The organism is Escherichia marmotae (assembly GCF_002900365.1).
Classification (GTDB): domain Bacteria; phylum Pseudomonadota; class Gammaproteobacteria; order Enterobacterales; family Enterobacteriaceae; genus Escherichia; species Escherichia marmotae.
The window spans coordinates 410,949-429,435 of record NZ_CP025979.1 but is presented as its reverse complement, the minus strand read 5'-3'; the positions used below and the strand labels follow the sequence as shown (position 1 = coordinate 429,435).

The window sequence follows — 18,487 nt, the reverse complement described above, 5'->3', positions numbered from 1 at the left end:
CGCGGTCAGCCTGCAGGAGAAAAGGCACGAATCACGTCATGATCCACACCTTCATTCTCGCCCGCCAGTTCAGCGCTGAGTTTAGCCATAAACTCCACCTGAAAACGGGCGTTGTGTTGCGCCAGTTGTTTACCTTTTGTCGTTTGCATGGTTTGCGGTAGTTTCAGCAGCTTAGTCTGGAAATGATCCAGCGCGTAGCGTTTATCATCAAGCGGGCGATGCTGCGCGAACGGGTCTTCACCGTCAAACAGCGCCACACCCAGCGAGCCTGAGACCGCAAACACTCGCGCCAGACCAATCGCGCCTAAGGCTTCCAGTCTGTCTGCATCCTGCACGATTTTGGCTTCCGCCGTTAAAGGTGTAATTTGTGCGCTGAAACTGTGTGCCGCGATAGCATGGCAAATGGCGTCTATTTTCTCTGGCGGAAAATCGACAAATTCCGCACTTAAAATTCGACGCGCCTCTTCTGCCGCCAGTAATGAGGAGCGCTGCCGTTGCGGATGATTTTTCGCCAGGCTCACAATATCGTGAAAATAACAGGCGGTTAAAATGACCAGCATATCGACGTCTTCATCTGCCGCCAGTTTCTGCTCTGTCGCCCAGACACGACGAAAATGACACAGGTCATGGGCCACGTCCTGGTGCGTTTGATGGTTTTTAAACCAGTTTTCAAACTGTGCCTGCCAGTGTTGTAAATCCATACACGCTCCGCTGCAAATGAGTCGCAACCTTAGCAGTTTTTACTCATAGCGTCTGCTACGCACGGGTCGTGGTCGGGTGTACCACGCAATACCACCTAACAACGCTCCGACCAGGGCCATAAACAAAAATCCCACTAATGCCCCTAACCACTTTCCTGCGGTAGAGCCTAAATCACTTTCAAATCCCGACACGGGGGCATCCGGGATCCTGCTCATCACCCAAATGTAACGCGCCATTACCCAGACGAAATAGCCACACCATGTATAGAAAGCCCATAAAGCCAGTTTGCCGCCAGGGCTGCGAGAAAGTCTCCCTTCCATCGTTGTCGAACCGTACTCCATTTTGAGATAACCCGGGAAATTCAGACTTAGCACTATTATGTGATAAAAGTCACATTTTTCCACATTAGTTGAGACAGTCAAGTCTCACTCATTTTTTGAACAAATATATAAATCTTAGCCAATGGCTATTATTTGCAGAAAAAACAAATAAGAAAGTATTTTTCTTTCGGCAGTGGATAATTAATTAATTAATTAATTAATTAATTAATTAATTCACATATTGAATATATTAGCACTGAATACAATTATACCTTTTTCGTTTTCTGTGTCATGATAACTCCGTTATTAGCCTTTATCGTCTTGTTTATATTTTTGGGCCGGCATGATGCCGGCTTTTTTTATGCCATTCATAATGTGCGCAAGATCACTCAGGGTCTTTGGTGCAACACTCATTGACACAAACCATCCTTCCGCAAAATCAATAATCTATTGATATACAACCATAAATAACATGAATTTTTGTATCTGAAATTCATAATTTTGAATTATATTAAACAAGATAGAAATATTTTGAAATCTTTTAAATATATTTGTTACATGTAATCTTTAAAATAAAATGAACTTCATAGAATAGTATCCAAATGTGCTTTTTTTTGGATAATGGCACTTATTGATATATTCATGAAGATTATAATCACAAGGGAATACATAATGAAAAGAAAAGTTCTGGCAATGCTGGTCCCGGCGTTATTAGTTGCTGGCGCAGCAAATGCGGCTGAAATTTATAATAAAGATGGTAATAAACTTGATCTGTACGGTAAAGCTGTTGGTCTGCACTACTTCGCTGATGATGCAGCGAATAGCGATGGCGACCAGTCCTACGCCCGTATCGGTTTTAAAGGTGAAACTCAGATCGCTGATCAATTCACTGGTTATGGTCAATGGGAATACAACTTGCAGGCAAATGGTCCTGAAAGTAACAGAGCGGGTTCTGCTACCCGTCTGGCGTTCGCAGGCTTAGGTTTTGGCCAGAATGGTACTTTCGACTATGGTCGTAACTACGGCGTTGTTTATGATATTGAAGCATGGACCGATATGCTGCCGGAATTTGGTGGTGATACCTACGCTGGCGCTGACAACTTCATGAACGGCCGTGCTAATGGTGTAGCAACCTACCGTAACAATGGCTTCTTCGGTCAGGTTGATGGCCTGAACTTTGCTTTGCAATATCAAGGCAATAATGAAAGCGATGGTCTGTTTGGCCAGGAAGGTTCAGGTAATGGTAATGGTCGTAAACTGTCTAAAGAAAATGGTGACGGTTTCGGTATGTCCACCTCTTATGATTTCGACTTCGGTTTAAGTCTGGGTGCTGCATACTCCAACTCTGACCGTACCGATAATCAGGTTCACAAAGGTTGTCATGATACTCGTTACGGAGACCGCTTCGATGCAACTGCTGGCGGTGAAACAGCGGAAGCATGGACCGTTGGTGCTAAATACGACGCGAATAACGTTTACTTAGCAGCCATGTACGCTGAAACTCGTAACATGACTGGTTACGGTGATGCTGATGCCATCGCTAATAAAACTCAGAACTTTGAAGTTGTTGCTCAGTATCAGTTCGACTTCGGTCTGCGCCCGTCCATCGCTTACCTGCAATCTAAAGGTAAGGATTTAGGCGGATTGAATGGTGATAACTTCGACAGCCAGGGGAATCATCATTACGCAAACAAAGATCTGGTTAAATACGTTGAAGTCGGTGCGACTTACTACTTCAACAAAAACATGTCCACCTATGTTGATTACAAAATCAACCTGCTGGATAACGACGATGACTTCTACAAAGCAAACGGCATCGCAACCGATGATATCGTTGCTGTAGGCTTAGTCTACCAGTTCTAATCAGCCAACGCGCCACGGCACGTTACTGTAAAAACTCATCCAGCCTGAGTTCGTTCCTCGTTGAACTCGGGCTTTTTTATCCCCCTCGTCAAATCACCAGCAGCGGCACTCTCAACCGCTGTAGCATGTCGACAAAACTCAATTCCTGGGTGACTCCCGGCACAATAACATCTGCCAGTTTCTGTTCAACCAGAGTCGCTAAACAGTGCAAAGCCTGATCACGTAGTGCATCTTTAAAACGATGCATGTCAGAAACATATCTACGCTCCAGGATTCTTACATATTCCGGAATAAAGCCAGGTAAATGAATATGCCCTGAAGAAACGTTAGCGAAAAACTACGCATAATAAAGCGATAGTTCCCTATCATCCCGAGAAAGACATTCACCGGAATAACAATATTTCAGTACATAGAAAACCTCTGAAAACATCTTAATATAAAAAAGACTATAAATTATTATTAATTTACCTGTTAAAGATTATATTTATGTCTTAAATATTTGGTGCATTATATCTGCTGTAACCTTAGCCACTCCTCGCACACCTGTTTCTGGTTGCTACTGTAATTAGAGAATCTGATAGCATGTAATTAACCATATCTGTCATCAGTTAAGCTTAATCTGATTCATCATTTTTCCACGACTAACGGTTATACAGAACGGCTTCATCATTATTTTTTGCTAAAAATCTCATTTATGATTCTTGCAGTCACCCTATGTAACGAGAGTATGCAATCTCATCTTTTCTGAAAAATGAACTAAAATATATTGCTACGCTTTACGTTTTTTATTGCAAATAAGGTTGATTCGATGAGAACACTATTCGTGAACTGTGATGTATTTTCCCTGACGTGTTTAACTACCGCTTTAGGTATATTGACTCGTTTTACGTTCCTGGTTAAATATAGCATCCAGCTCAGTCGCGAATATAGTGACTAACCTACCGAAGTAACAATAAGGAATACACTATGACTGTTCAAACAAGTAAGAACCCGCAGATTGATATTGCTGAAGATAATGCGTTCTTCCCTTCAGAATATTCGCTTAGCCAATATACCAGTCCTGTATCTGATCTTGATGGTGTGGACTACCCAAAACCGTATAGCGGTAAGCATAAAATTCTGGTGATCACCGCTGACGAACGCTATTTGCCGACCGATAACGGTAAACTATTCTCGACGGGCAACCATCCCATTGAAACGTTGCTGCCGTTGTATCACCTGCATGCTGCTGGTTTCGAGTTCGAAGTTGCGACCATCTCTGGCCTGATGACGAAGTTTGAATACTGGGCTATGCCACACAAAGATGAAAAAGTGATGCCATTCTTTGAGCAGCACAAATCTCTGTTCCGCAATCCGAAGAAATTAGCGGATGTTGTCGCCAGCCTCAACGCAGACAGCGAGTACGCAGCAATCTTTGTTCCAGGTGGTCATGGTGCTCTTATTGGCTTACCTGAAAGCAAAGAAGTTGCTACCGCTCTGCAATGGGCAATTGAAAACGACCGCTTTGTTATCTCTCTTTGTCACGGCCCGGCTGCGTTTCTGTCGCTCCGCCACGGTGATAACCCACTAAACGGTTATTCAATTTGCGCATTCCCGGATGCAGCAGACAAACAAACACCAGATATTGGCTATATGCCGGGTCATCTGACCTGGTACTTCGGTGAAGAACTGAAGAAAATGGGAATGAACATCATCAATGATGACATTACTGGCCGGGTACATAAGGATCGCAAACTTCTCACCGGAGACAGCCCTTTTGCAGCGAATGCGCTGGGCAAACTTGCTGCACAGGAAATGCTGGCGGCATACGTGGGTTAACCGGACATCACTTACGGTGTAATAAAAAAGTGGGGGTTTATCTCCCCCACTGAATAAACGAGAGATGTTCACCACCAGTTGTTGACGCCTTATCTCTTGTCTTACCTCCATTTTTGCATCAGCTTCATGCATTGAAGAATGCAATACAATCCTTTGTTGAAATAACAAGTATAATTCAAGCAAATCATTAACACATAAAATATAAGGACGTGTTATGTGGCATTACGTTATTTATCGATTTTAGAAAACGACTATCTCTGATAAACTCCATCACGTTTTAACCAGTAGGGAAGCGAGGTTAGATATGTCGTTAACGTCAATTTTTAGACGCATTACATTTAGCTATTATGATTATTCATGTGAAGATATTGATATTGCAAATACTAAATTTGCAGTCATTCACATCCCAGATCAAATTGGTGATGCAATGGCTATTTACCCAATAATTAGATCGCTGGAATCACATAAAATAAAACATTTATTAATTGTCACATCTACAATTAATAAATCTGTTTTTGATGCGCTTCATCTTAAATACACCAAATTAACATTAGTCAGTATGACAATGCAGGACTATGCCAGTTTAAATGAAATAAAAAAACTGGCGAAAAGTATAAGAGAGCAACACGGTACACCAGATCTCTGTATTGAAGCGATGCGCAAGAAAAACTTGAAAACAATGCTATTCATAAGTCATTTAAAGGCGAAAACGAATTTACAAGTTGTGGGTTTAACGATGACATGTTATTCCCCATTATGTAAATCGGCATCAACAATGGATCAGTCTCTTCGAGCGCCAGTACCAATGACATGGGCTTTCATGATGCGAGAAGCAGGTTTCCCACCCGTCCCCCCTTTATTTGAATTACCGATCCACGAAGAGGTAATAGACGAGGTACATTATGAACTGGATCCATTGGGTTCTTACATCGCTCTTAATCTTGATGGCAGTGCCCAGGAAAGAACCTTTTCAGAAACAATAGCTCAAAAGCTAATAGCTATGATTAAAAATGAAACAAATATGCCAATTGTCATTGTTCATGGACCCAATGGTACTGAAAAAGCAGTAGAGCTAACCCAGTATTTTGACAATGTCTATCATTTATCATTGTCTCCTTCAATAGCACGTTCTGCTGCCGTCATAAAAAATGCTTTTCTCGCGATAACGCCAGATACCTCTATTTTGCATATGACAAGTGCTTATAATGTTCCTGTCATCGCCGTGTATGCCGATTATAAAACACGCTGGCCTGCAATGGCGGATATTTCAGAGACAATTGTAGTAGGGAAAGAGATTGATCGCATCAATCTGGATGAATTCAGAAACACGGTGAAAAGAATTATCGTAAAAATTCAATCCTGATGTAATTATCAGATTTAAGAGATTTTAGATATGTCTGTTATGATTTGGCGATAAATAGCAAAAAGCCTGCTTAAAGCAGGCTTTTTTGAATTTGGCTCCTCTGACTGGACTCGAACCAGTGACATACGGATTAACAGTCCGCCGTTCTACCGACTGAACTACAGAGGAATCGTGAGAACGAGGCGAATATTACTGAGTGGGGCAGCGAGTGTCAACACTAAAATTCACAAGCCATTTCAATCGGTTAATTAAGCAACAAAATTGATATTTAATGAACATCTGGTGCTGAATATGCGTCCCTTTCATTAGCATTTCGCAGTCTTTGCAGTGGATCCTGCTGATAAAATTGGCAGAAACGTTGCCACAGCGAGGGGAAGCGAGGCGCAAAAAGCTCCGGAGCACTAAAAAAGTATTCGGAAAGCACGGCAAAACATTCGGCAGGATCACTGGCAGCATAAGCATCGATGCTGGAGGCATTCTCCCCCACTAACTCAATTTCTTCCTGAATGTTATCCATCGCAGCGTGAAGATCGTGTTCCCAGCCCGCGACTTCGCGTAAAGAAATAAAGGGGACGCCACTGGCGCGATCGCCATTTCGGGTGTCCAGTTTATGTGCAACTTCATGGATAATCAGATTAAATCCCGAGGCATCGAAAGAATCCTGTATATCGAGCCAATTCAGCACGATAGGACCTTGCTGCCAGCTTTGACCTGACTGAACAATACGTTGATTATGAACCAGCCCTATATCGTCTTCCCATTCATCGTCTACCACAAATGGTGCCGGGTAAATTAACACTTCATGAAATCCATCCAGCCATTCCAGTCCCAGTTCCATAACAGGTAAGCAAAACAGCAAGGCAATGCGACCACTTTTCAATGCATCAAGTTCAACGCCTTGTAAAGGAACCAGCCGTTTTTGTTGCAAAAAACGTTCAGCCAGAGTGACTAATTTGTTTTGCTCTTGCTCAGTCAAACATGTCAAAAGAGGTATCGCCAAAGCTTCCTTCCACGGAATTGCATCATCATGGGCGGTTTCTTGTACTTTCCAGGGCCACTTAATCATCGTTTTGCTCGCAAACTCGTCACTTGAACAAAATTGCACGGACAGAGACTGTTAAAATGCCAAATTTCCTGGCATCATGGCAACAATATGAACGGAGAGATGCCGGAGCGGCTGAACGGACCGGTCTCGAAAACCGGAGTAGGGGCAACTCTACCGGGGGTTCAAATCCCCCTCTCTCCGCCAATCATTCAAACAGCTAGTCCGCCCCATGTCAGTGACACAAATCCCATTGAGAAAATTCGAAAAATTCATCCGCGAAAAATAACGCCTGTAAGTAACCTGCACTACTTTAGCAATCACATTTTTCTCGCTGTTTTTGAATTTCTAATACGCGCCTGAACCCACAATTCTGTTTCGTTTCCGCACATTACAGTGATGCCCCTACCCGTCCCCCATAGTCATTTTCTGACATAAAAACATTTGCAGATGCTCTCTGTCGCGGTAGTCTCATAAGGTTCGTTTATAGTTCGACGGCAATGTGAGTTACCTTTTCCATACTAATTATAAAAAGACAGTACAAACAGGAACATTATGGACTCCACGCTCATCTCCACGCGTCCCGATGAAGGCACGCTTTCGTTAAGTCGCGCCCGACGAGCTGCGTTAGGCAGTTTCGCCGGTGCCGTCGTCGACTGGTACGATTTTTTACTCTATGGCATTACCGCCGCACTGGTGTTTAATCGCGAGTTTTTCCCGCAAATAAGCCCGGCAATGGGAACGCTCGCCGCATTTGCTACTTTTGGGGTCGGTTTCCTTTTCCGTCCGCTCGGAGGTGTCATTTTCGGCCATTTTGGCGACCGTCTGGGACGTAAACGCATGTTAATGCTGACCGTCTGGATGATGGGCATCGCAACAGCTTTGATTGGTATTCTCCCTTCGTTTTCGACTATTGGCTGGTGGGCACCGATTTTACTGGTGACGCTGCGTGCCATTCAGGGTTTTGCCGTCGGCGGAGAGTGGGGAGGCGCTGCATTGCTGTCTGTTGAAAGCGCGCCGAAAAATAAAAAAGCCTTTTACAGCAGCGGCGTACAAGTTGGTTACGGTGTAGGGTTACTACTTTCAACCGGACTGGTTTCACTGATCAGCATGATGACTACTGATGAGCAGTTTTTGAGCTGGGGCTGGCGCATCCCTTTCCTGTTTAGCATCATACTGGTGCTGGGCGCATTGTGGGTGCGTAATGGCATGGAGGAGTCCGCTGAATTTGAACAACAGCAACATAATCAAGTGACCGCGCAAAAGCGTATCCCGGTTATCGAAGCCCTGTTACGACATCCCGGCGCTTTCCTGAAGATTATTGCACTACGCCTGTGCGAGTTGCTGACAATGTATATCGTTACCGCCTTTGCACTTAACTATTCAACCCAGAATATGGGGTTACCGCGCGAATTGTTCCTTAATATTGGTTTGCTGGTGGGTGGGTTAAGCTGTCTGACAATTCCCTGTTTTGCCTGGCTTGCCGACCGTTTTGGCCGCCGTAGGGTGTATATCACTGGCGCGTTAATTGGAGCGTTAAGCGCGTTTCCTTTCTTTATGGCGCTTGAGGCACAGTCCATTTTCTGGATTGTTTTCTTCTCCATTATGCTGGCGAACATTGCACATGACATGGTGGTTTGTGTGCAACAACCGATGTTCACCGAGATGTTTGGTGCCAGTTATCGCTACAGCGGCGCGGGGGTCGGATACCAGATTGCCAGTGTGGTAGGGGGTGGATTTACACCTTTTATTGCTGCAGCTCTCATTACTTATTTTGCTGGAGACTGGCATAGCGTCGCCATTTATTTGCTGGCAGGATGCCTGATTTCCGCAATAACTGCTTTGTTGATGAAAGACAATCAACGCGCCTGAGGGTATGGCGAAGATCATTCGATCTTCGCCTTCCACTTTTGTTTCACATTCCTGTGACATACTATCGGAAACGCGGTAATTGTATGGAACAGGAGACACACATGAATAATAAGGGCTCCGGTCTGACCCCAGCTCAGGCACTGGATAAACTCGACGCGCTGTATGAGCAATCTGTAGTCGCTTTACGCAATGCCATTGGCAAATATATTAAAAGTGGCGAATTGCCTGATGAAAACACCCGCAAACAAGGTCTTTTTGTCTATCCATCACTGACCGTGACCTGGGACGGCAGCACAACCAATCCCCCCAAAACACGCGCTTTCGGTCGCTTTACTCACGCTGGCAGCTATACCACCACCATCACACGCCCTGCTCTCTTTCGTTCGTATCTCAATGAACAACTTACTTTGTTGTATCAGGATTATGGCGCGCATATCTCCGTGCAACCGTCACAGCATGAAATCCCCTACCCCTATGTCATTGATGGCTCCGAGTTAACGCTTGATCGCTCAATGAGCGCCGGACTAACGCGTTATTTCCCGACAACAGAGCTGGCACAAATTGGCGATGAAACTGCAGACGGCATTTATCATCCGGCGGAATTTTCTCCGTTATCGCATTTTGATGCACGCCGGGTAGATTTTTCCCTCGCGCGGTTACGCCATTATACCGGCACACCTGTCGAACATTTTCAGCCGTTCGTCTTGTTTACCAACTACACACGTTATGTGGATGAATTCGTTCGTTGGGGATGCAGCCAGATCCTTGATCCTGAAAGCCCTTATATTGCACTTTCTTGCGCTGGCGGGAACTGGATCACTGCCGAAACAGAAGCACCTGAAGAAGCAATTTCCGACCTCGCATGGAAAAAACACCAGATGCCCGCCTGGCATTTAATCACTATTGATGGTCAGGGCATCACTCTGGTGAATATTGGCGTGGGGCCGTCAAATGCAAAAACCATCTGTGATCATCTGGCGGTGCTACGCCCGGATGTCTGGTTAATGATTGGTCACTGCGGTGGATTACGTGAAAGCCAGTCTATTGGTGATTATGTACTTGCGCATGCTTATTTACGCGATGACCACGTTCTCGATGCGGTTCTGCCGCCCGATATTCCTATTCCCAGCATTGCTGAAGTGCAACGTGCGCTTTATGACGCGACCAAGCTGGTCAGCGGTAGACCGGGTGAGGAAGTTAAACAGCGGTTACGTACTGGCACTGTGGTAACCACAGATGACAGGAACTGGGAGCTGCGCTACTCGGCTTCTGCACTGCGTTTTAACTTAAGCCGGGCCGTGGCGATTGATATGGAAAGTGCAACCATTGCAGCACAAGGATATCGTTTCCGCGTGCCATACGGGACGCTACTGTGTGTTTCAGATAAGCCGTTGCATGGTGAGATTAAACTTCCCGGCCAGGCTAACCGTTTTTACGAAGGCGCTATTTCCGAGCACCTGCAAATTGGCATTCGGGCGATAGATTTGCTGCGCGCGGAAGGCGATCGACTGCATTCGCGTAAACTGCGAACCTTTAATGAGCCGCCGTTCCGGTAATGAGTTCAGATCCTTTGCGTCAGGAAAAAATGTGAAGGATTTGATAAGTAGCAAAGCAAAAAGCCCGCTATCAAAGCGGGCTTTTCAGAAATTTGGCTCCTCTGACTGGACTCGAACCAGTGACATACGGATTAACAGTCCGCCGTTCTACCGACTGAACTACAGAGGAATCGTGAGAACGGGGCGAATATTAACTATGCCCATCCACAATGTCAAAGCCTGTTTTTTAATTTTGAAAGCGTTTGCTGAAATATTCTGCGTTTTGCCGTTTATTCCGACACAACTGGCTTTTTTTCACACTTTTTATGTTCAGCGCGAGGATATTTCCATAGCCAACGCCCGGTCACCATCCGCCAGTAAAACAGCACGGCACGCACGGCCCAGTCGGCAAACATCCCCATCCAGACGCCAACCACGCCCCAGTCAAGCATAATTCCCAGCGCATAACCCACAACCACGCGGCATCCCCACATGCTCAGCATAGAAACCCACATGGCGTAGCGTGCATCACGAGCACCTTTAAAACCAGCAGGTAACACCCATGAGGCAGACCAAATAGGCATAAACAAAGCGTTTAGCCAAATCAGAATCACAACGACATGTTTAACTTGTGGATCCTGGGTATAAAACGACGCCATAACTCCGGCAAAAGGGGCAGTCAACCAGGCTATTGCCGTTAGTCCAATAGTGGACAGCCAGAAAACATGCCGCAACTGAATTTCTGCTTGCGCTATCTGCCCTACCCCCAGTCTTCGACCGGTGATTATTGTGGAGGCTGAACCGAGTGCACTTCCTGGTAAATTGATAAGAGCCGCGATCGAAAAAGCGATAAAGTTCCCGGCAATAACGCTGGTTCCCATCCCGGCGACAAACATTTGTGTTAATAACCGGCCACTGGTAAATAATACAGATTCAACGCTCGCAGGAATACCGATCCCCATTACTTCCCAGATAATGCTGAAATTCAAAGGCTTAAAATAGCTCTTTAACGAGATCCGTAGCGCAGGGTTAAAACCAATCGCCAGTACCCACAAAATTGCAATTGCGCCAATATAACGGGAAATAGTTAATCCCAGCCCAGCCCAGCCCCGACAAAACCCAATCCCTGCCAGGAAAAAAGACCGTAAATTAATATACCGCTAATAATAATATTAAGAATATTCAGGCTGCCGTTTATAAGCAGCGGTATTTTCGTATTCCCTGCACCGCGAAGTGCCCCACTGCCAATCAAGGTGATAGCCGCCGCAGGATAACTGATTACCGTTAGCTCCAGGTAAGTCAGCGCCAGTGCTTTCACTTCCGTCGAGGCATCACCTGCAACAAATTCGATAATGTGCTCGCCAAAATGATGAATAAGAACAGCCAACAGCACGGCAAACAACGTCATGATTACCAATGATTGCCGTGTCGCTACTCTGGCTCGCCGTCGATCACGTTTACCGAGACTAAATGCCACAACGACAGTAGTACCAAGATCGATAGCGGCAAAAAAGGCCATAATGACCATATTGAAGCTATCAGCCAACCCTACGCCCGCCATCGCATCTTTTCCCAGCCAACTGACCAGAAAAGTGCTCAGGACGCCCATCAACAGGACACAGGCATTCTCCATAAAGATAGGAACAGCAAGCGGAGTTATCTCACGCCAGAACAACACTTTGTAACTCTTGCGTTTTGCGTGCCAGCGAGTGTGGCGTAAAGCAGAGGAGATATTCAAAGCCGACCCTAATTGCAGAAAGTGAAACCACATTTCAAATAATGAGGGAGAATCAGCAAAGCTGCAAAGATTTTCGCTGTCAAATTGTCTGCAAATGCAACAAACTGTTGATAGAAACGGCAAACAGTTAGTTTTTTTAAAAATCGGGTTTGACAAAATATTTTTCGCCGTTAAGATGTGCCCCAACAGCGATTCCTCTGTAGTTCAGTCGGTAGAACGGCGGACTGTTAATCCGTATGTCACTGGTTCGAGTCCAGTCAGAGGAGCCAAATTTCTGAAAAGCCCGCTTTGATAGCGGGCTTTTTGTTATATCTGATAATCAATTACCTCTTCACTATTTTCCATCACCTGCCGCTTAATATCCTCAACCGACAATCCAGCGTTACACAGTTCCAGAAAGTGCCAGACGTAGTTACGCTGCAGTTGCCCTCGTTTCAGCCCCAACCAGACAGTATTGGCATCGAAAAGATGGCGAGTATCCAGACGAATTAAATTCTCTTCCTCTTGTTCACCGCTGGATTGTTCGGCTACTAATCCGATTCCCAGCCCAAGAGCGACGTAGGTTTTGATGACATCAGAATCCTGGGCGCTCAATACAATATCTGCCAGCAAACCTTTGCGGGTAAATGCATCATCAATACGCGAGCGGCCTGTAATCCCCTGCCGGTAAGTGATCAACGGCCACTTCGCTATTGATTCCAGCGTTAATGGCGTAATTTTTGTTAAAGGATGATTAACAGGAACAAGCAAACTATGATTCCAACGAAACCAGGGGAAGGCGACGAGTTGGAGGTCATTGCTCAAACGCTCACTGGCTATGCCAATATCAGCGCCGCCATTTTGTAGCAATGTGGCAATTTCCTGTGGCGTTCCCTGGATAAGCTCGAGTCGCACTTCCGGGAAAAGTTCGCGAAAGACTTTAATGACATCCGGCAAGCTGTAGCGAGCCTGAGTATGCGTCGTTGCGATAGTGAGTACGCCAGACGTATCGTTGGTAAACAGCTCGGCAAGCCGACGAACATTACTGGCTTCATTCAGAATACGTTCTGCAATAACCAGTAACGCTTTGCCCGGTTCAGTCATGCCAAGAAGCCGTTTGCCCCGACGAATGAATATTTCTATACCAAGTTCATCCTCCAGCTCTCGAATATGACGGCTGACACCAGACTGTGAGGTAAAGAGCATATTCGCGACCTCTGTCAGATTGTAATCCTGACGGGCAGCCTCGCGGATTATCTTTAGCTGTTGGAAATTCACGGTAAACTCCGGGCATATCAGACATCCACTATTGTTAGAGTCTAATGCCCGGCATAACAAATAATAAAAACCTGCATCTTATTCCATTCGGATATAACGTTTAGCTCACCAATTGCCATTGTCTTTTTTCCATGGCTGGATTACTAATCACTGACAACAGAAGCTCTTTCACTGCCTGCGCCTGTGGCGATAAATTCGATCTGGCGGGTAAATTTAATGACAATGAGAGACTCATTGAAGGTGTGGTAATACGTGACATCCAACCGTTAACAGCGTCACATAACGAACGCGCGGCCGATTCCGGCAATACTGCAACGCCCATACCGCTGGCAATCGCGGCGGTAAGTGTGGCGATAGACTCAATTTCACCGATAACTTTAGCTGTGAGTCGCCGTAGGGAAAAAGCCTCATCGACACGAAGTCTTACTGCACTGTAATCACCGGGAAGGAAGAGGTTCATTTGCGCTATAGCATTAACATCAATGCTTTGCCAGGACAATCCTGAGTACCGACAAGAAACAGATCTTCTTTTAACAAGGCCTGGCTGGATACGCCTGACACAGGGGAATGCTCGTAAATCACCGCCATATCAAGCTGACGATTAATAAGTTTATCGTTAAGAACAGCACCACTATTTTCATGTAGATAGATAACCACCTCTGGAAATTCGGCGCGAACCGCCTGTAATAAGGGCATGGTGATAGATGACGCGGCGATACCAGGCGCAAAGCCAATCGAAACTTGACCCGATAATGTCTGTCCTACGTTATGTACCGCCAGTTGGGCCTGTTCACACTGACGTAAAATTGCCCGCGCATGGGTGTAGAGAATTTTTCCGGCGTCTGTCGGTGTAACGCCTCGTTTTGTGCGAATCAAAAGTTGTTGATTCAGCTCTCCTTCCAGCGTAGCAACCTGCTGACTGAGCGCAGGCTGTGCTATATGCAATACTTCAGCAGCCTGGGTCAGGCTACCAATGTCTACAATTTTTACGAAGTATTTCAGGCGTCTAAAGTTCATGGTGCCTCCGGTTTTTTAAAAGTCAGCCCAAGTGCCGACATTACTACAACCAGATTGCAAGATACTTGCCAGTTTCATTTTTCCGCTGGTACTAAAGCTAATAGCCTGTCAAATAAGAGATTATGATTGTTTTGCCCTTGCTCTTTTTTACAGAACAAATGTCCCATGCCCCATGAAAGGGTGATATGCACCACGATGGAACATGATTAAAAAGATTGAAAGTTCATCGCTTTGTTGAAATTGGCAGCAAACGAACAAAAAAATGCATTTCCCCCTTTGACATCCCCAGGCCTCGCCATTAATATTCGCCCCGTTCTCACGATTCCTCTGTAGTTCAGTCGGTAGAACGGCGGACTGTTAATCCGTATGTCACTGGTTCGAGTCCAGTCAGAGGAGCCAAATTTCTGAAAAGCCCGCTTTTAACGCGGGATTTTTGCTATTCACTCGGCAGTTATTTTAAAACCTCTGCCTTGCGCCAGGATTAATTTGCACAGGCATTCCCGAGCGACGTTGCAACGCAGCATTTGCACGGTTTACATCAACTTCTTGCCCGTTGATAAACGCCCGCAAAGAAGGCGTTACCAGCAATGGCACTTTTCTGTCAGACTCATATTCTGCTCGATTGCGCGACAGCGGTTCATGAACTTCCAGCCACTTTGAACCATCCGGTTCAGTTGTGTATTTCACAGGCTGATCAATAATTTGCACACGCGTGCCTACCGGAACATTATCAAACAGATACTTGATATCGTCATTACGCAGACGAATACAGCCCTGACTCACCCGTAGGCCAATACCAAAATTGGCATTAGTACCGTGGATGGCATATAACCTGCCGATATAAATAGCGTACAACCCCATAGGATTATCGGGTCCGGCAGGGACAAACGCGGGCAGACTCTCCCCACGTTTCGCATATTCGCGGCGAGTGTTGGGAGTTGGCGTCCAGGTTGGCGCTTCTTGTTTTCGTTCAACGGCAGTCACCCAGTTACGCGGGGTTTCACGCCCGGCCTGACCGATCCCGATAGGAAAAACTTCTACAGTATTACTGTCTGGCGGATAGTAATAAAGACGCATCTCAGCAACGTTAACGACTATCCCTTTACGTATAGTGTCGGGCAAAATCAGTTGCTGCGGAATGGTGAGTTGCGAGCCAGACTTCGGCAAGAAAACGTCAACGCCTGGATTCGCTTCCAACATATTACTCAGCCCTTGCCCGTACTGCGCAGCAAAAGTTTCAAGCGGCTGGATATTGCGATCGGGAACCGTAACCGTAAGAGACTGCCCCACTAAACGGCTACCCTCTGGAGGTAGTGGATAAGTTACCGCCAGACTATGATGGCTGGCAAAAAGCAGAACAAATGAACAAAGAATATTTACACGACGCATCATATCCCTTTCCTAAGTCGCGAAAGTTATCCAATAAGTATAGCTTTTGTCAGGCTTTCCGTTTTTAGCTGTTCAATCCAGAAGTTGTATTTCCGGGTAGAACAATATTACTGGCAGCAAGTTCGCCCATGCTGCTGTATATCGCACAAGCTGCTTCAACGATGGGCATCGCCAGTGCCGCGCCACTCCCCTCACCTAAGCGCATTTCCATATTGAGATAAGGCTCCATTCCCAAATGCGCCAGCGCAATACGCGCCCCTTTTTCTGCCGATAAGTGAGAAGGAATAAGATAAGGTTTAATAGCGGGTGACATCTGGCAGGCCGCAAGCGCGGCGGCATAAGATAGAAATCCATCCAGCAATACAGGTAAACCACAGGAGGCGGCACCTAACATCACGCCAGCCATTCCGACCAAATCAAACCCACCGACTTTTGCCAGTACATCAACACCATCCAGTGGATTCGGTTGATTCAACGTAATTGCCCGACGGACAACATTCACTTTATTAGCCAGTTTATCTGTTGGCAGGTTTGCACCAATACCCACCACAACTTCAGGATCATGTCCCGTCATAGCGCTAACTATCGCCGCTGCCGGAGTCGTGTTTGCCATCCCCAGTTCGCCCACACCAAACAGCGTTACGCCATTTTTCGCCAGTTCACGCGTATAACGGATGGTTTCCAGAAGCAACTCTTCAGCCTGGCAGCGGCTCATTGCCGGGCCTGAGGCGATGTTGCCACTACCTCGGGCGACACGCATGTTGATAAGTCCGGGGATTGGCTCTGCAGTATCTATCCCCACATCAATCACATGAACTTTAGCACCCGCTTGTGCTGCCAGCACACACACGCCTGTTGTTCCGCGTGTCATATTTTCAGCCTGAATGGCTGTCACCGCTTTCGGGGAAATAGCGACCCCCTCATCCCAGACGCCGTGATCGGCACACATGACCAGTACTGCTTTTTTGCCCACATGAGGTGTGCCATTCAGCCCCGGCATTCCCGCCAGTTGTATGGCAAGCGACTCCAGTCTTCCCAGACTACCGACGGGTTTTAGTAACCCGTCAATATACCGTTGTACGCGCGACATAGCGGCAGAATCGATAGCAGGGATTGTATTCAGTAAATCGACGAGTGTTTGCATGTCACTTCTCCTGGGTTATCTGTCTTACAGCAGCGCCAGCAGGAAAACCAGTTCACCAAGTTCAATGGCCGCTCCCAGCGTATCGCCGGTCTGCCCACCCAGAGTACGTTTGAGAAGCTGACCGAGGATGAAAATCACCACCATCGTCACCACCATAGCAGCAACACCGTGCATACCTGGCAATAATACGGCTGCAAAAATAACGGCTAAACCGAGGGTGACACAGGTTTGTCGTCCATCGATTTTACCAATAAACACATTGCCAAGCCCTTCTTCCCTGGCATAACGATGACGATACATTAATAACGCAGCGGCTCCGCGGCTGACCGCACACGCTGCTGCCAGAGATGCAAGGATCGGCTCACCACGTAATGCCAGCTCGCTTAACACCAGAATCTTTGCCAGCACAACAAAAATCAGTGCCAGACCGCCGTGGGTTCCTAAACGACTATCACGCATGATTTCCAACATGCGATCGCGGCTACGAGCAGAAAATACGCCATCACAGGTATCTGCAAGCCCATCCAGGTGGAATCCTCCGGTCATCAGCGCCAGAACCAGCACACTAAACAATGCCGCCAGCGGCACACCACACCATGCCTGCAACACCATGAAGACCAGTCCGCTAATAGCACCAAGTAATAAACCAATTAAAGGAAAAGTAATAATACCGCGAGAATAATGCTCAAAATCCAGCCCCTGGGACCAACGATGCGGTACAGGCAGACGCGTAATAAAAGAGAGCATCGCCCAAAATAATTTACTCATTTGATTTTTACTCCAATACCCGAAACCACCAGCCATACTTCATCTGCCGCAGCGGCCAGTTGCTGATTCACTCGCCCGGCAATATCACGAAAATGTCGCGCCAGGCGATTCTCCGGCACAATCCCCATTCCCACTTCATTGGTGACTACTACGACTTTTGCAGGGCAACATAGACAGGCGGCAATCAACGACTGAATCTCGTCATTAATCGCCAGCTCCAGCGCCATATAGTCCCATTCGTCAGGGTCTTTATCGCCGCCATATTCAAACAACAGATTAGTCACCATTGTCGTAATGCATTCCAGCAACACGGCGTGTTGCGGATTAATGTCCGCATTAATTAACTCATCAAGCTGTTGCCAGCGTTCCACTGTACGCCAGTGCACCGGGCGGCCTTGTCGATGATGCTCAATTCGTGCCGCCATCTCATCGTCAAGGATTTGCGAAGTGGCGATATACAGAACCTGTGGAGAATTCCCAATAAGCGCCTCAGCGTGCCGGCTTTTCCCGCTCCGTGCTCCACCCGTCACTAAAATCATCATACGGACTCCTGATTCAATTGTATGATGGTATTCATTGACCAGAACAATGGATACACCACCGTGCTGACCGTAATAACACTCCCTCGATTAATACTGCGCGTAATAAAAATAAAAATC

Annotated in this window: 14 protein-coding genes, 5 tRNA genes and 2 pseudogenes; 8 read left to right on the top strand and 13 right to left on the bottom strand. The window is 46.4% G+C overall.

The window, feature by feature from the left end; all coding sequences use genetic code 11:
- Positions 1-5: 5 nt before the first annotated feature.
- A complete protein-coding gene (locus C1192_RS02080) occupies positions 6-701 on the bottom strand; it encodes a phosphohydrolase (RefSeq protein ID WP_038355085.1) in 696 nt (231 codons plus the stop codon).
- A gap of 39 nt (positions 702-740) precedes the next feature.
- Positions 741-1,022 carry a cell division protein DrpB gene (drpB, locus tag C1192_RS02075; protein ID WP_256734189.1) on the bottom strand — a complete coding sequence of 94 codons (282 nt, stop codon included), beginning with the start codon at positions 1,020-1,022 and terminating at the stop codon, positions 741-743.
- Between the two features lie 672 nt (positions 1,023-1,694).
- On the opposite strand from drpB, the gene ompC reads away from it, so the two are divergent.
- Complete coding sequence (gene ompC / locus C1192_RS02070; RefSeq protein ID WP_038355086.1) at positions 1,695-2,885, top strand: porin OmpC; 1,191 nt, start codon at positions 1,695-1,697, stop codon at positions 2,883-2,885.
- An 88-nt stretch (positions 2,886-2,973) separates the two neighbouring features.
- Here the strand turns inward: ompC and C1192_RS25560 are convergent, their stop codons facing one another.
- Positions 2,974-3,132 (bottom strand): hypothetical protein, encoded by a 159-nt coding sequence (locus tag C1192_RS25560; protein WP_172955709.1) that lies wholly within the window; start codon positions 3,130-3,132, stop codon positions 2,974-2,976.
- A 719-nt stretch (positions 3,133-3,851) separates the two neighbouring features.
- Here C1192_RS25560 and hchA point away from each other — a divergent pair.
- Together hchA and C1192_RS02050 are read left to right on the top strand one after the other, a co-directional pair.
- The gene (gene hchA / locus C1192_RS02055; RefSeq protein ID WP_038355087.1) at positions 3,852-4,703 is read left to right on the top strand and encodes a glyoxalase III HchA; all 852 of its coding nucleotides are present in this window, start codon (positions 3,852-3,854) and stop codon (positions 4,701-4,703) included.
- A 304-nt stretch (positions 4,704-5,007) separates the two neighbouring features.
- On the top strand, positions 5,008-6,066 hold the full coding sequence (locus C1192_RS02050; RefSeq protein WP_038355088.1) for a glycosyltransferase family 9 protein: 1,059 nt from the start codon (positions 5,008-5,010) through the stop codon (positions 6,064-6,066).
- Positions 6,067-6,158: 92 nt separating this feature from the next.
- On the opposite strand, the gene C1192_RS02045 is transcribed toward C1192_RS02050, so the two are convergent.
- Together C1192_RS02045 and mtfA are read right to left on the bottom strand one after the other, a co-directional pair.
- Positions 6,159-6,234, bottom strand: a tRNA-Asn gene (locus C1192_RS02045).
- Between the two features lie 100 nt (positions 6,235-6,334).
- Positions 6,335-7,132, bottom strand: a complete 798-nt coding sequence (gene mtfA / locus C1192_RS02040; protein ID WP_001516583.1) for a DgsA anti-repressor MtfA — start codon at positions 7,130-7,132, stop codon at positions 6,335-6,337.
- A 93-nt stretch (positions 7,133-7,225) separates the two neighbouring features.
- Between mtfA and C1192_RS02035 the strand changes: the two genes are divergently transcribed.
- The 3 genes from C1192_RS02035 (at position 7,226) to amn (ending at position 10,536) form a co-directional block, all read left to right on the top strand.
- Positions 7,226-7,315: transfer RNA gene (locus tag C1192_RS02035), tRNA-Ser, on the top strand.
- Positions 7,316-7,663: 348 nt separating this feature from the next.
- A complete protein-coding gene (gene shiA / locus C1192_RS02030; protein ID WP_038355089.1) occupies positions 7,664-8,980 on the top strand; it encodes a shikimate transporter in 1,317 nt (438 codons plus the stop codon).
- Between the two features lie 101 nt (positions 8,981-9,081).
- Positions 9,082-10,536, top strand: coding sequence for an AMP nucleosidase (gene amn / locus C1192_RS02025; protein ID WP_038355090.1), 1,455 nt, complete (start codon positions 9,082-9,084; stop codon positions 10,534-10,536).
- A gap of 93 nt (positions 10,537-10,629) precedes the next feature.
- Here the strand turns inward: amn and C1192_RS02020 are convergent.
- Positions 10,630-10,705, bottom strand: a tRNA-Asn gene (locus C1192_RS02020).
- 100 nt (positions 10,706-10,805) lie between these two features.
- Positions 10,806-12,286 (bottom strand): annotated as a pseudogene (gene yeeO / locus C1192_RS02015) (toxic metabolite efflux MATE transporter YeeO).
- A 160-nt stretch (positions 12,287-12,446) separates the two neighbouring features.
- Here yeeO and C1192_RS02005 point away from each other — a divergent pair.
- Positions 12,447-12,522: transfer RNA gene (locus C1192_RS02005), tRNA-Asn, on the top strand.
- A gap of 37 nt (positions 12,523-12,559) precedes the next feature.
- On the opposite strand, the gene cbl is transcribed toward C1192_RS02005, so the two are convergent.
- Complete coding sequence (gene cbl / locus C1192_RS02000) at positions 12,560-13,510, bottom strand: HTH-type transcriptional regulator Cbl (protein ID WP_038355091.1); 951 nt, start codon at positions 13,508-13,510, stop codon at positions 12,560-12,562.
- 100 nt (positions 13,511-13,610) lie between these two features.
- Positions 13,611-14,527: pseudogene (gene nac / locus C1192_RS01995) on the bottom strand (nitrogen assimilation transcriptional regulator NAC).
- Positions 14,528-14,850: 323 nt separating this feature from the next.
- Between nac and C1192_RS01990 the strand changes: the two are divergent.
- Positions 14,851-14,926 (top strand) — tRNA-Asn (locus C1192_RS01990).
- A gap of 57 nt (positions 14,927-14,983) precedes the next feature.
- Here C1192_RS01990 and ldtA read toward each other — a convergent pair.
- The 4 genes from ldtA to cobU all read right to left on the bottom strand — a co-directional run bounded on the left by ldtA (position 14,984) and on the right by cobU (position 18,370).
- Positions 14,984-15,919 (bottom strand): L,D-transpeptidase, encoded by a 936-nt coding sequence (gene ldtA, locus C1192_RS01985; RefSeq protein ID WP_154663967.1) that lies wholly within the window; start codon positions 15,917-15,919, stop codon positions 14,984-14,986.
- A 61-nt stretch (positions 15,920-15,980) separates the two neighbouring features.
- Entirely contained in the window at positions 15,981-17,060 is a 1,080-nt protein-coding gene (gene cobT, locus C1192_RS01980) for a nicotinate-nucleotide--dimethylbenzimidazole phosphoribosyltransferase (protein ID WP_001194240.1), read from the bottom strand.
- 24 nt (positions 17,061-17,084) lie between these two features.
- A complete protein-coding gene (gene cobS, locus C1192_RS01975; protein ID WP_001516588.1) occupies positions 17,085-17,828 on the bottom strand; it encodes an adenosylcobinamide-GDP ribazoletransferase in 744 nt (247 codons plus the stop codon).
- Complete coding sequence (gene cobU, locus C1192_RS01970) at positions 17,825-18,370, bottom strand: bifunctional adenosylcobinamide kinase/adenosylcobinamide-phosphate guanylyltransferase (RefSeq protein WP_000973182.1); 546 nt, start codon at positions 18,368-18,370, stop codon at positions 17,825-17,827. Before cobU ends, cobS begins: the two co-directional genes overlap by 4 nt.
- Positions 18,371-18,487 lie beyond the last annotated feature (117 nt).